Here is a 12,913-nt window from a genome sequence, read left to right as displayed (position 1 = left end):
GAACAATAAGCCCGCGACCAACGCAGCGAGGCGGCCATCCTCCCAAATCAAAGCGACTTCTTCAACAAAATAGGCTCCAAGCAGACGTTCGTCTCCTATTTGAACTGTCTCGAGCTTCGCCAAGCCGGCGATGACGTCCACTGTGCGGGACTTTGCGGGCATTCGGTGAATGTCCGCAAAGCCCGTTAGGCTAGCCTTATGCTGCCTTCTCTATCTTGACGTCACCGTCATGCAGGAAGCACGTCTTATCGAAAAGCGACAGCTCAAGGGAGTTTGGCAGCCGTACATCCCCAAGGCCCGGCATGTCGCTGGACGCCAGATCGAACGCGCGGTCGATCTGTGAGATTAGAACCACAATCGCCCCGCTTTCGACGGCAAATTTCTTGAGCGCTCGGACTTGTTCTTCAAGCGAAGGATTGCTGCGACGTTGATCCAAAAGCTGAAGGTAATCGATAACGACCAGCGCCTCACCAGGCCTTTGATCGAGGCATTCAATGATATAGGCCGCGCAGATATCGTCCGACGTATCGACGACGGTCCGACGGCCCCCTGCATCTTTGTCGAGGCCAAGTTTTGCAAACCGGTCCCAGACATCCGCTTCATTGTATTCCAATGAGAAAACATAGCTCTTGCGACTGTTTTTCTCAGCCAAAGCGGCCAGCTCCAGCCCAAGAAGTGTTTTGCCGTGACCGGGACGCGCCCCGATCAACACCATATCGCCTGACCTGAGCTGGCTCATGATTTCTTTGACTGGTGTCGCTTTGGAGGAGCTGGAAGCCAAGTGGCTCCAGTCCTTGAAGCCCTCTTTGGCGGCAATCTGGTCGAGGGCCTCGTGGAGCCTGATGTCATTCTCGCGGGCGAGCCGCTTTGCATGACGCTTAAGGGTGTAGATTGGGGATGAGAGTCTCATCTTGAACCTCCGTTTGCGAGCGGTTTCCGCAATCCCTCCTTATGCGCGTGCTCGAACAGGACAGGTTCGAATTGGTCTCGCTCCGCATGTCAGATGCTGCCCCAGTGGAGGGGGGAGGCCCGAGCAAGGCCACATGCAAAGGGTATCCGGATCAAAAGAAAGTCTCAATCGGTTTTTGGTCATTCGCTGCACGCCCACGAATGCTTAAGTTGGTCTTACTGCGGACCTCGGAGGCAGCGCGGCATCTGTACTGAAGTAGAAGTTAAGCCCGTTGAGGACGGCCCTAAGCCGCCTTTCAGAACAGAGCGTGATGCTGCAACGCAGCTTCGCCGAAGCGGACATTCGGCCTGGAGTGCTTCTCACTTAAAAACTTGCCATGCCCTTTCCAGAGCTAACGAAAACTGAGGGCTTCCCCATCAGTTACTGCAAGCATGTCATGTTTCGTGAATTGCTAAGTGTCTTTTGGATTGGAACTCCGCGGTCTCATGCCAAAGCTATTTAAGACGTTCGACCTCCCGCATCGCTTGGGCAGTCTTCGTCGCATACCCAAGGAGTTGAGCTTCCATTATAGTTTCGTTCAGCAACCGACGGGCATCTTGGTGCTGATCTCGCTCTCTCAAGATGCGGGCCTGCACGATTGCTGCTGACACCTTGCGCAATTTCATGCCATTGCGCTTGGAAAGAGCAATGGACTGGGAGGTAACGTTTCCAGCCTGCGCCGTTTCCCCTTCGGCCAGAAGGACCTCTCCTCGGACTTTGAGGACTTCTGCCAACATTTTTTGAGCACCCATCCGAGTTGCAAAAGCTTCGACTTCACGAAGACGCTCAAGTGCTTTTACCCTGTTGTCCATGTCTCGGTTCAATCTGGCTTGCGCCATCATCGCGTAATTCTGCAAATCTGTGGCCCTGATACCCAAAGCAAGTTCCTCAGAACTGCGAAGCAATGTAATCGCTTCCTTGAACTGCTCGTCATTGCGTGATTTCGACATTGCACGCATCAGATCGCCATAGTGTCTACGGAAGATACTATCCGCACGCGGGTGATCGAATTGCGCAATCTCTTCGATAACTTTCTTGTACCCCGCCTCGGCGCGAGGGAAGTCGTTGGTCAGATGATAGCAAAGCGCCAGATATCCTTCGGCCATGCAATGCACCACTGAGGGGGTGTCACATTTCCAGAGTGGCTGGGTCTCAATGCTAATCTGCTCAAGTGTTTTCTGGGCGGCCGATATGTTGCCACGCTCCATCTGGGCGAGGGCGAAATTCATCAAAACACGCCGATGGGTTGCACCGTAACTGACAGGATCAGAACGCTCTATCGATGTACCCAACATCGCGCGTGACTGTTCAAAAAGCGGCAAGGCATCAAACAACCGACCCTGCACAAAACTCACCAAGGCTCTTTCGTTGAAGAGCCAGGAGACCTCATCTCTTAAGAAAGGCTGGTTGAAAGGAACTGCCTGCTGATGCTGTTCAATATCCTTCCGCTCATCGGCCGCCCACTTTCGATAGTCCTTTGAGATTTGGCCCAGAAGCGTAGCAGTATTCAGCAGTTTGCGTGTCCATGTTCGGTACTCGTCAAATGGTACCAAATTCGACCCCGTCTGGTGTTCGGCTAGGCGCGCAATCACAGATATCGAAAAAGTTCCCCGGACCAATGCATAGGCGGCCCGCAGTTTGTCATTGTAATCTTCCATGCGCGCGGCCAGCGCTTCGGCATCATCGAATGTCTGTTGAGGGTTTTCTCTGGCTGTTTCAGAAAATTGGATCAACTGCGCATGGGAGGTTTTGACAAGCGCCCGGACAATGCCACTTACACGTTCAAAATGTCCGATATCTGGTTTGAGGGACCGCTCTGGCTGCGATGGGAACAAGCTTGGCTGAAAGGCCACAAGACGGTAATTGGAGTACACCTCCAAACCGGCACGCGTCCGCATCGCGCTAGCGACCTTGGTATCTAGTGAGTACACAAAATGCTCCGGCCCGCGCAGCGTCTTCTCATCGCCCCGAAAATTGACGCGCACAGAGAACTTATAATAACGCGACGCCAAACCACGTCCTACCAGGTTGTTGATCTCCTTGACGATGTACGTCGTTCCGTCTCCTCCAATCATCCGCAAAACCTTCGCGATGTCCGGGCAAGCTGCGAGCGTGTTGATTGACGTCGGGTAGTTCAAGAGCGCCATGTGATCGATGATCAATGCACGGAGCCGTTCCATCGCTTGTTCAGATTCTGAAGAGGTCCGTCGCGATGACTCATCGATATTCCCGGAGGGTTTGCTTGGTCGATCAAGGCGGCGGTAAACGCCCAACAACTCATCGACAAAGCCGCGGGTCTTGTCGCGCGTGTATGCTATGTCCAGCGCTGAAATTGCTTCTTTCCAAAGCGCGAAGAACTGTTCTTCGTGGTCTTCTCCAGCATCAAGTGTCTGGTTGTAAATCGCGTTTGCAAGGCCAGCCATGAAGTGGCCGTTTGCGACACGTCGATAAAGGAAATTTCCCAAGCCTTCAGGCAATTTGATGACACCGTAATCGTCGTTTTGGAGGTCAAGATATCTTGCGATTTGTGCCGCTTGTTCTGAGGCTTCTTTAGCGTTCAACTGGGCCATGCCATTGCTTTTGGGCGCAGTGGCGGCTGCGTGCTCTAACGCTTCACGAAAGATAACTTTTGAGCGCACCCGCGGCAGCTCAACCCAATGTTGCTGTTTGATCATCCGATCCTTGCGGATCTGCCAAGGCAATTCATCTGGTTGCGGATCGCGTCGGCTTTCGGTTTCGGAATAACCTTCCTCCTTGGATAGATAGCGGATTGGGCGATCAGCCCGGCTGTTCACCAATACGATGTCGATGGGCAAGGCAAAATGCGTACCGTCGTCACCCCAACCAGAGATCATCCGGAAAAACATACGATGGATTGGCGAATGGGCGTCGCCCCGCTCATCCACCAGGCGGTCGACATAGGAAAAGAAACCGATCATTCGGTTCTCCCAGCCCTGCTCTGGACAGCACTCCTTAAGCAGATCAAACATGCATTTGAGTGTTTTGATGCTCGGATCGACGTTTCGAGCCCTATGAAATTGGAAATTCCGCAAGTCGTCCCATCTGCGCCTTATCGCTTCAACTGCGTCCATGCGTTCGGGGTCGGCTGTCCCGTTTTTCACCTCGGCCTCCAGAGTACACTCCCATTCCTCTTGCAGCACGGGGAAAAGCTGCTGTAGCAACCTTGCAAAACCAATCATGCATGAGCTGAATTCGACGGCGAAAGTCAGGTGCGCCGCAAAACAGGCCCGGTAGGGTTCATCCGCCGACATCCATTTCGAAGGCTGGATGGCTGTACCATCGCACATGAACTCATTGAAGAGAGCCTGGAACGGATAGACATCTTTTGCCTTACCCATACCCAGGGCTTGTTTGTTGGTAAAAAAACTTAACATACGCCCCTTGCCGCCACCCGGCGGCACCGACACCCGGGCAACTGAGGCGGGACGTTCTTTGGGCATTTTCGCGTCGGGATTGATCTTGAGTATCTCATCGCGTTGTTCTCGCGCAGCTTTCCGTGCAGCCGCAGTGGCGTTTAGCAAACCCGTCAGTTGCGGGGTCTTATCACTGTCACCCAAGACCATTCGCCGGCCACTTATCTTTGTAGCCAGATTGGTCTGACGCCAGATCAATGGGAACTGATCTTGGTCCTCCTTGACGATCAGCTTTTGGGTCTTGTGATCCACGCATTTGTAGAAATGGGGACCAAAAACAGCCAAACGCAACCCAGGCAACTCGGACCACGCGTTCCACCAGTCTTGGCGTTGAGATTTCACATAATTGATATATTCGACCAACGCGCGATCACGCAGCCTGCTATCTAGCGCAAGCAACAATTCCTTAGCTGCGTTAATTCTTTGTTCAGTTTGATGACCGCTCTGCATCTGATGCGAGACCATAACCGCACGGGCAAGTTTCAACTCGGCACAGGGTTGTTGTACGTTCATTTCATTGTAGGATTTGCCACCAGTCAAACTAGCCTTCATATGTGCAATTTCAGCGCGGGCCTCGAAGATGTTGCGCCGAGCGGCAGCGCATTCCGGCTTGACGTCTCTTGAGATCGATTGGTCAACATACAGGGTGTGCATGCCATATTCTTTATAAAGTTCATGGGTCTTTGCGATCGCGTCGGTCTCCGACTTTTTTTTGGCTTCACCTAAAGTGCCATCGCCAGAAAACTCGGACGCCGTGATATAATAGACCTTGCCATGCGCATCGCGACGTTCCGTCTCTAGCTCAAGAAAATCTCTAAGTGGCTCAAGCACATCTCTCTCGGAAGAGCCCATGCCCAAGACAAAGAGGTCGGAGCCGGTAAACACTGCATGGCGCGCCTCATCAAAACTCTTCTTTTGCGCACTGATACCATAGTAAACGCGCTGGTAGTCTTTGGGCGTGATGATCATATTGTCAGGGTCGTCAATGCGGCCATGAAGATGATGAACCGAGGCATCGTAGTTTGTCGGGAACGCACCGAAGGAAAACAGATCGGCCAGTGTATTCGCCCGGCTGGAAGTGCTACGAAGCACCCGGCCAGATGGGCTCTTTAGGGTCACGGCACGCCCCCGGTCCAGACCTCCTTGTTCCTGACCCTTTGATTTTAAAAATGACTTGAACGCATCATGCACGTCTAAAGGGGTTGCACGCCCCTCTTCCATAAGCATCTGTTCCAATTCTAGATCGTAATTTAGGGTAAGAAATCGCCTGATCCCCAGTTTCGTTCGCAATGCACGCGATGAATCGATATTTGAGATATTTTCGCCAAATTTGTCGAGTTCTTCTGCAAGGGAAACCGCCCCAATTGACAACTCAAAACACTCAACCAGTTTTACAAACTGCGTCGATTTCCTTAATTCATCGGGTTTCTCGTCGTGGAACAATCCGAACTGAGTGGCAAAGCCCTTTCGGAACTGATTGATAGGCGCATATTGCTTGAGCTTGTCCATCGCGGCACTTAGCTCGCTTGGATAGCGCTCTAGCAAAGTTGCCGCTTCGGCGCAGTAGTCCTCGCATAGTTCAACAAAATGATTGTCAGGTAGCGGACTTCCATTTTTTAAACGCTTAATTTCATTTTCAAGCGTTTTCAGAGCGAGGTCATAGTCGGTCTTCAAGTCGCTGCCATTCAGCTCCACACACGCTTCAACCAGCTTGGACAAACTATCGAATTGTTCCCACGCCTGTTCCGCAGTTGCGCGCCAAGTCGGATGTCCGAACTTAAGGCTGGTTCCCGATCCGACAAAGGCAACAACACGTCCAATGTTCAGGGCGCGAATTAGTGACTGGTGGCCAAATCGTTCAATATCTTCTGAGGTTCGAAGCGTAGAAATCGGGAGGGCATTATAAGTGAACAAAACAGACTCGCAAAATTTTTTCTAGTTTTACGGAAGCACACCTTTTCTCTTTCCCAAAGTCAACAAATGAACGGAAACGGCCCAAACCAGCCGTTGGCCAGTGGGTCAAGATGCTGCGGTAGCAGCCTGCATTCCTGCCATTCGCTGCGGGCGCGAGGTCAGGGGCTACCCAAATTCACAGTCTGCGGGACAAACCTGACTTTCGCTGCAATTGCGCGAATGTCTGGTTTCGCAATAAACTCCACACTATCGAACGAACTTTTTAGACAGAAATTCCATCAGCGCTCGCACCCGGCGTGGCTGCACCGTGCCTGCCGGATAAACCATCTGCAATGCGCTCGGCTCTGGCGTAAAATCTTCAAGCAACTCGACAAGGCGGCCGGTTTCCAGATCATCGCGGATGTCCCATTCAGATTTGAAGGCAACCCCATGGCCGTTCAGGCACCACTGCCGGATAAGATCACCATCATCGGCAATCCGATTGCCCCGCACTCGGCACGTCCGCTTTTCTCCATCGATGACAAAGGACCAATCCTGGTCCGTGTTCGACCCAAACCGCATGACAAGACAATTATGGTGCGCAAGTTCGACGGGATGCAGAGGCGTTCCGTTAAGCTCGAGGTAGGCTGGTGCAGCGCAGACTAAGCGCCGATTTTCACCCAACCGGCTTGCCTTCATGGTGCTGTCAGACAGTTCGCCATAGCGAATGGCCAGATCGAGACCCCGTCCGACCAGATCAACGTAGCTGTCGCTGAGCGAAAGGTCGATTGCGACCTCCGGATTCATGGTCATGAACCGATCCAGCAAGGGGACGATCTGGTTACGGCCAAGGTCGCTTGGGGCACTCAAATGAATTGTCCCGGAAATTTTCTCGACCCCGAGCCTGATCCGGGCTTCCGTCTCTTCCGTCTCAGCCAAGATACGCCGCGCGCCCGTCACCAACTCTCGGCCTTCATCGGTTAGACTGATCGAGCGGGTGGTGCGGGTTAAGAGCCGTGCGCCGTAATGCGCCTCAAGAGCGGCAAGTCGGTCTGTGACGGTTGCGGGAGACAAGCCAACCTCTCGGCCAGCGGCGGCAAGGCCCCCCTTCTCAACGATCCGCAAGAATAACTTGAGATTTTCGATCAGCATTGCACTTCCATTATACGGATGAACCGAATTATATTTTTATAAATAGCTCAATTATCCGATTTATATGCAAGTGCTACCTGATGATCAACGAAAGGCGATCGTCATGTACCTTGATCACATCACAATTCGAACCCGCGATCTTCCCGGTACACGGGCATTCTTTCTCAAGGTCTTTGACGAGCTTGAAGAACGCCCACGTCCGAAGGCCATCCATCGCATCCCCGGCCATTGGCTTTATGCCGATGATAAGCCCATGGTCCACCTAATCGGAACGCGCGGTTACGGAATGGACAGTGCAGCAGAGGCCTTCGATCATGTCGGCATCCACTTGAACGGATACAGCGACTTCCGCGCCAAACTAGAAACACTGGAAATACCCTACTCAACGATGGACCTACCCGAGCTGGATGAACGACGGCTTTTTCTTCACACGCCGTCCGGCCCGCTGATCGAAACTGTCTTTCACGAACCCATTTCTGACACGCAGGAGCAAATCCGATGACCTTCACGGGAGAGACCAAATCCATCGTTGTTGGTGGCACGTCCGGGATCGGACATGCCGTTTCCAAGGCACTTTCCCAACCTCTCGGGCTTGCCGCAATCCGTGTCAACGTGGTCAGCCCTGGCCTCACCAACACAAAGGCCTCTGCGGGCATGGATGCGAAGGCCCGCGCCGCAATGCTGGACCGGGCTGCGTCCTCTCTCCCCGCAGGCAACGTCGGTGCGCCAGAAGATCTTGCCCAAGGATACCTTTTCGCAATCGAAAACCCCTTCGTCACAGGTGCCGTTATCGACATCGACGGCGGTGCGCTGATCAACTGAATGAAAGGACAAGGACACTTCCTATGGAAACGACACTTCAAAAGCCGCTCAATCTTGGCCACACGTCATTACCGAACCGGATCGCGATGGCCCCTATGACTCGTTCGCGCACCACGCAACCCGGCAATGTTCCAAATGCAATGATGGCAGAATATTACGCGCAGCGTGCCTCGGCAGGTCTGATCATAACCGAGGCGACACAAATCTCGCAGCAGGGTCAAGGGTATTCCTTCACGCCTGGCATCTACATGCAGGAGCATATCGATGGCTGGAAACTGGTCACAGACGCTGTTCACAAGGCCGGTGGCCGCATCTTCCTGCAACTGTGGCACGTCGGGCGTATGAGCCATGCGAGCTTTCATGAGGACGGCAAACCTGTCGCCCCCTCTGCCCTGTCCCCTGACGCGCAGGTCTGGGTGGTGGACCCACAAACCGGCGTGGGCAGCATGGTCGATAGTCCTATCCCCCGCGCCTTGGAAACGGATGAGATTGCGGATGTTGTGAATGATTTTCGCCAAGCTGCCGCTAACGCCATTCAGGCCGGTTTCGATGGTGTCGAAGTCCACGGAGCGAATGGGTATCTGATTGATGCGTTTTTGCGCCGATCTTCCAATCACCGCACAGATCAATATGGCGGTACGCAGGAAAACCGTATCCGCTTTCTGGTTGAAGTCGTCGAAGCGGTTGCCGCTGAAATCGGTGCAGACCGAACCGGTATCCGCCTGTCGCCCTATATCACGCAGCGCAACATGGCGGATGATGAAATCATCGAAGTTATCCTGAAATCTGCCAAGGAGCTGGATCGCATCGGCCTCGCCTACGTCCATCTGTCTGAGGCTGATTGGGACGACGCGCCGCAAGTGCCTGAGCAATTCCGCCACGATCTGCGGGCGGTCTATTCCGGGAACATTATCGTGGCTGGGAAATACACCAAGGACCGTGCGGGCGAGATTCTCGATGCCGGATTGGCTGATATCGTCGCCTTCGGACGCCCATTCATTGCCAATCCCGACTTGCCGCGCCGCTTCGCCGAAGACCTGCCACTGGCAGAGTTCGATGGATCAACTCTCTTTGGCGGCACTAAGCAAGGATATAGCTCTTATCCCGAATGGGAGGGCGCAGCATGACCCTGATGGTGCAAGACCTCGCGGCGGGACGTAAGAACGCGCAGATCGGAACAGAACTGGTTCTGGAAACTGATGCCATGCGCGTCTGGCACCTGCGTCCTGCACCGGGCGAAACCATCCCCCCGCATCGCTATGACCGGCCATATGTTTGGACCATTCTGACGGACGGTTACGGCGTATCACGCTTCGATGATGGGCGCGTAGTAGAGATCGCCTACAAGGCGGGTGACACAAAAAATTTTCCCGATCTGACTCCGGAAACCGGGTTCATCCACGACCTCACAAATACCGGCGAAACCGAACTTGTTTTCGTGACCGTCGAGTTCAACACAGAAGGAACAAAACAATGAAAGCGGTCGGATTTACACACTATCTGCCCGTCGAGGACAGCAACGCGTTTCTCGACCTGAACATCGAAACACCGACGGTGACAGGCCGCGATATCCTTGTTGCCGTCAAAGCGGTTGCTGTGAATCCTGTCGACACGAAAGTTCGCGGACCAAAGGACAAGGTTGAAAACCCGGCCCGCATCATCGGCTATGACGCCTCAGGCGTGGTCAAAGCCGTCGGGCCTGACGCAACGCTCTTCAAGCCAGGCGATGAGGTCTACTATGCCGGCGACATCACGAGGTCCGGCACCAACGTCGAGTTCCACCTCGTGAACGAGCGGATCGTCGGGCACAAGCCAAGATCGCTGAACCACGCGGAGTCAGCTGCGCTGCCGCTGACCACGATCACGGCCTATGAGGCGTTCTTTGATCGGCTGGGCATCGACCGCGACGGCGCAGATGCGGGGCAATCCATCCTGATCATCGGTGCGGGTGGCGGGGTTGGCTCAATCGGTATCCAACTTGCTAAGCAAGCCGGTCTGACCGTGATTGCCACGGCCTCGCGACCTGAAACAACCGACTGGGTTCGCGAGCTTGGAGCGGACCAAGTGGTGAACCATCGCGAGGATATGATCGCGCAAGTCCGTGCCCTGGGGATACAACATGTGGATCACATTGCCATCTTCAACGACATGGGCCATTGGGAGACCGCCGTCGAGCTGATCCGTCCACAAGGCGGTATTGTCTCGATTGACGACACCGATCTGCCAATGCCGATGGGCGGGATGAAGATGAAAGCGGCGAGCTTCCATTGGGAGTTTATGTTCGCGCGTTCCATGCACCAGACCGATGACATGATCGAGCAGCATAACCTGCTGTCCTACGTAGCCGACCAGATCGACGCCGGAAAGATCAAGACAACGGTGTCCGAGCTGCTGTCGCCGATCAACTCAGTTAACATGCGCGAAGCGCACCGGTTGATTGAGACGGGCCAAGCCAAGGGCAAGATCGTTGTCGAGGGTTTTTGAACGAAGGGAAAGAGCGGGTAAATCGCTCTTTTCCGATAGACGCAGTTTTCGTCTGAAAGGAGAACAAAATGGCCATTCACGAAGTAAGACAATATCAGGTTAAGCCCGGAAAAATGTCGATTGGCTGGTGTTGATGGAAGAAGAGATCATCCCCTTCATCATCTCCAAGGGCATGGTTATGACCGCTAGTTTTCGGCGTGAGGCAGATGAGACGGTTTACATCTGGATACGTCGGTTCGACTACAAAACCCACCTCGCCGCGCTCTACGAAGCAGTTTACGAAAGCGACCATTGGAAGGGTGTTCTGTCACCCAAAATCGGGGCGCTGTTGAATAGAGAAGCGTCCAATGTTCTGCGTGTCACACCAACCGCAATGTCGCCGATGCAGTAATCAGGACCATTCTCATGTAAGTGCTTCAATGCGGACAAAGGAGTCGTTCATGTTATCGGCAGGAATGACAACTTAGTACGCGAAGCCGACCCTCGCAGCGATACCCAGCAACGTTTGCTTCAGCAACATTGAGGTTTAAAACCGAGAGCTTTTCTCTGTCGAGTTAGCAAGTGAGCAATCACTCCGTTTTACTCGTCGTTTTTTTGATCCACGAGCGGCGGGCATAAAAACAACTAGGCCAAAGAAAAGCCAGGCCAATACGTTTCGTGACGCATCAAACTGTTCCGTGTAGTGGCCATAGGCGAGAAGAAAACTTGCGAATAGAGTTCGCTGAATAAAACCGTTCTTGAATAAACACCGCGCCTTTATTAGCCAATTCACAGCACACCTTGGCTTCATAGCGCAAATCCCTGAGTGATTATCGGAGAATAGTGCTGCTGACCGCAAGTGAAAAGAAATCTTGGGATGCCGTCCGGTTTACGAAGTATTCGTTGCATCTAGCTGTGTTTCTCCATGCCAATTTGTGTCGCCAAACCATTTAGCATCTATTTCTTGTACCCTAAATGTCGCTAGTTTGTGTGAAGCGAGCCACCAGGTAACAATGGGCTCAAATCGGTCATCTGGCGATTTCCATTAACCATTCTGGACGACAAGAGCCTGAAAGACCGGCCTTTCCAATTTCATGCCATGCGTCTCTGGTCATTCATGCCACGCAAGCGCATATTGCAAAAAATAGAAGGAGACATTCCATGCTGTGCCGTATCGGAGACGTCGAAATCTGGCGCATCTTGGAAATCAACGCGCCCTACCTGCCCGCGAAGGACCTCTTCCCAGACGTCCCCGATGTCGCCGCCCTGATTGAGTCCCGCGATCCCGGTGCTATCTGCCCCACGTCCGGTGGCCTAATCTTGCCCATTCAGGGCTTCCTTCTAAAAACCCCGTCACACCTGATCCTCGTTGACGCCTGCGTCGGAAATCACAAGACCAACCGCTACCCGCCGTGGACCGGTCGGAGTGACAGTCGATTCATGGCATCGCTCGCCGCTGCCGGGGTCACTCCGGACGACGTCGATTATGTGCTCTGCACTCATCTGCATACCGACCATGTCGGCTGGAACACTAAGCTCGAGGATGGCCGTTGGGTGCCCACCTTCCCAAACGCCCGCTACCTTATACCAGACTCCGACAACGCCGCCTTCGCGGAGATAGCTGCCGACAGCTACACCGAAAGCGTGCTTCCGGTAATTGCAGCGGGTCAAAGCGAGATGGTGACGCCCGGCCACCAGCTTGGTGATTGCATCACTCTTATCGACACGCCGGGACACACACCCGGCCACGTCTCGGTTCTGGTCAAAAACGGCGCGGCGGAGGCGATCATCACCGGCGACGCACTGCACACCACCGCGCAGTGCTGGCACCCCGATTGGCAGTTTATCTACGACACAGATCCCGACCAAGCCGTCACCTCTCGTCGCGCTCTCCTCGAGGCCGCTTCCGAGGCCGACCGCCGAGTCCTTGGCAGTCACTTCACCTTGCCTTCTATTGGCCGTGTGAAAGCGAATGGTGAGGTATTCCGATGGGAAGAGGACATATAGAAATCCCCGCCGTTTTCAGGTGATTCAAAACCTGGTCAGTATTTGAACAGGCGGCTGTGCAAAGCCAGGTTTGCGCCTTTAGTCGCCACAACCAAATGTAACTTGGATGGCAGCTCGCGGCCCAAAGCATGCGTAATTGGGCTGACCCTGAACTGAGGTCGAGCTCCCGATAGGATCACAGGATATCTGTGAA

General features: G+C 53.8%; 10 protein-coding genes. 7 read left to right on the top strand and 3 right to left on the bottom strand.

Annotated features, from left to right (window positions below; all coding sequences use genetic code 11):
* Positions 1 to 196: 196 nt before the first annotated feature.
* The 3 genes from Q1A20_RS25430 to Q1A20_RS25420 all read right to left on the bottom strand — a co-directional run bounded on the left by Q1A20_RS25430 (position 197) and on the right by Q1A20_RS25420 (position 7,428).
* Positions 197 to 910: a DNA helicase gene (locus Q1A20_RS25430; RefSeq protein WP_299410562.1), complete on the bottom strand. Its 714-nt coding sequence runs from the start codon at positions 908 to 910 to the stop codon at positions 197 to 199.
* Positions 911 to 1,404: 494 nt separating this feature from the next.
* Positions 1,405 to 6,297: an SIR2 family protein gene (locus Q1A20_RS25425; protein ID WP_299410560.1), complete on the bottom strand. Its 4,893-nt coding sequence runs from the start codon at positions 6,295 to 6,297 to the stop codon at positions 1,405 to 1,407.
* A 246-nt stretch (positions 6,298 to 6,543) separates the two neighbouring features.
* The gene (locus Q1A20_RS25420) at positions 6,544 to 7,428 is read right to left on the bottom strand and encodes a LysR family transcriptional regulator (RefSeq protein ID WP_299410559.1); all 885 of its coding nucleotides are present in this window, start codon (positions 7,426 to 7,428) and stop codon (positions 6,544 to 6,546) included.
* 103 nt (positions 7,429 to 7,531) lie between these two features.
* On the opposite strand from Q1A20_RS25420, the gene Q1A20_RS25415 reads away from it, so the two are divergent.
* From Q1A20_RS25415 to Q1A20_RS25385, 7 genes are all read left to right on the top strand, one after another.
* Positions 7,532 to 7,930, top strand: coding sequence for a glyoxalase (locus Q1A20_RS25415; protein WP_299410557.1), 399 nt, complete (start codon positions 7,532 to 7,534; stop codon positions 7,928 to 7,930).
* Complete coding sequence (locus tag Q1A20_RS25410) at positions 7,927 to 8,250, top strand: SDR family oxidoreductase (RefSeq protein ID WP_299410556.1); 324 nt, start codon at positions 7,927 to 7,929, stop codon at positions 8,248 to 8,250. The genes Q1A20_RS25415 and Q1A20_RS25410 overlap by 4 nt, the downstream gene beginning before the upstream one ends.
* 23 nt (positions 8,251 to 8,273) lie before the next feature.
* Positions 8,274 to 9,377 (top strand): alkene reductase, encoded by a 1,104-nt coding sequence (locus Q1A20_RS25405; protein ID WP_299919515.1) that lies wholly within the window; start codon positions 8,274 to 8,276, stop codon positions 9,375 to 9,377.
* Entirely contained in the window at positions 9,374 to 9,727 is a 354-nt protein-coding gene (locus Q1A20_RS25400; protein WP_299919513.1) for a cupin domain-containing protein, read from the top strand. Before Q1A20_RS25405 ends, Q1A20_RS25400 begins: the two co-directional genes overlap by 4 nt.
* Positions 9,724 to 10,734 (top strand): zinc-binding alcohol dehydrogenase family protein, encoded by a 1,011-nt coding sequence (locus Q1A20_RS25395; protein WP_299410553.1) that lies wholly within the window; start codon positions 9,724 to 9,726, stop codon positions 10,732 to 10,734. The genes Q1A20_RS25400 and Q1A20_RS25395 overlap by 4 nt, the downstream gene beginning before the upstream one ends.
* Before the next feature lie 133 nt (positions 10,735 to 10,867).
* The gene (locus tag Q1A20_RS25390) at positions 10,868 to 11,125 is read left to right on the top strand and encodes a hypothetical protein (RefSeq protein WP_299919512.1); all 258 of its coding nucleotides are present in this window, start codon (positions 10,868 to 10,870) and stop codon (positions 11,123 to 11,125) included.
* Between the two features lie 749 nt (positions 11,126 to 11,874).
* Complete coding sequence (locus tag Q1A20_RS25385; RefSeq protein WP_299410549.1) at positions 11,875 to 12,720, top strand: MBL fold metallo-hydrolase; 846 nt, start codon at positions 11,875 to 11,877, stop codon at positions 12,718 to 12,720.
* Positions 12,721 to 12,913: the final 193 nt, after the last annotated feature.

The organism is uncultured Roseobacter sp., assembly GCF_947501835.1.
Taxonomy (GTDB): domain Bacteria; phylum Pseudomonadota; class Alphaproteobacteria; order Rhodobacterales; family Rhodobacteraceae; genus Roseobacter.
This window is presented reverse-complemented; position numbering and strand designations above follow the sequence as displayed.

Bases quoted from the DNA above. Each gene is read 5' to 3' on its own strand.
- Q1A20_RS25430 (WP_299410562.1), bottom strand. From the start codon at position 910: ATGAGACTCTCATCCCCAATCTACACCCTTAAGCGTCATGCAAAGCGG.
- Q1A20_RS25420 (WP_299410559.1), bottom strand. From the start codon at position 7,428: ATGCTGATCGAAAATCTCAAGTTATTCTTGCGGATCGTTGAGAAGGGG.
- Q1A20_RS25415 (WP_299410557.1), top strand. From the start codon at position 7,532: ATGTACCTTGATCACATCACAATTCGAACCCGCGATCTTCCCGGTACA.
- Q1A20_RS25410 (WP_299410556.1), top strand. From the start codon at position 7,927: ATGACCTTCACGGGAGAGACCAAATCCATCGTTGTTGGTGGCACGTCC.
- Q1A20_RS25405 (WP_299919515.1), top strand. From the start codon at position 8,274: ATGGAAACGACACTTCAAAAGCCGCTCAATCTTGGCCACACGTCATTA.
- Q1A20_RS25400 (WP_299919513.1), top strand. From the start codon at position 9,374: ATGACCCTGATGGTGCAAGACCTCGCGGCGGGACGTAAGAACGCGCAG.
- Q1A20_RS25395 (WP_299410553.1), top strand. From the start codon at position 9,724: ATGAAAGCGGTCGGATTTACACACTATCTGCCCGTCGAGGACAGCAAC.
- Q1A20_RS25390 (WP_299919512.1), top strand. From the start codon at position 10,868: ATGGAAGAAGAGATCATCCCCTTCATCATCTCCAAGGGCATGGTTATG.
- Q1A20_RS25385 (WP_299410549.1), top strand. From the start codon at position 11,875: ATGCTGTGCCGTATCGGAGACGTCGAAATCTGGCGCATCTTGGAAATC.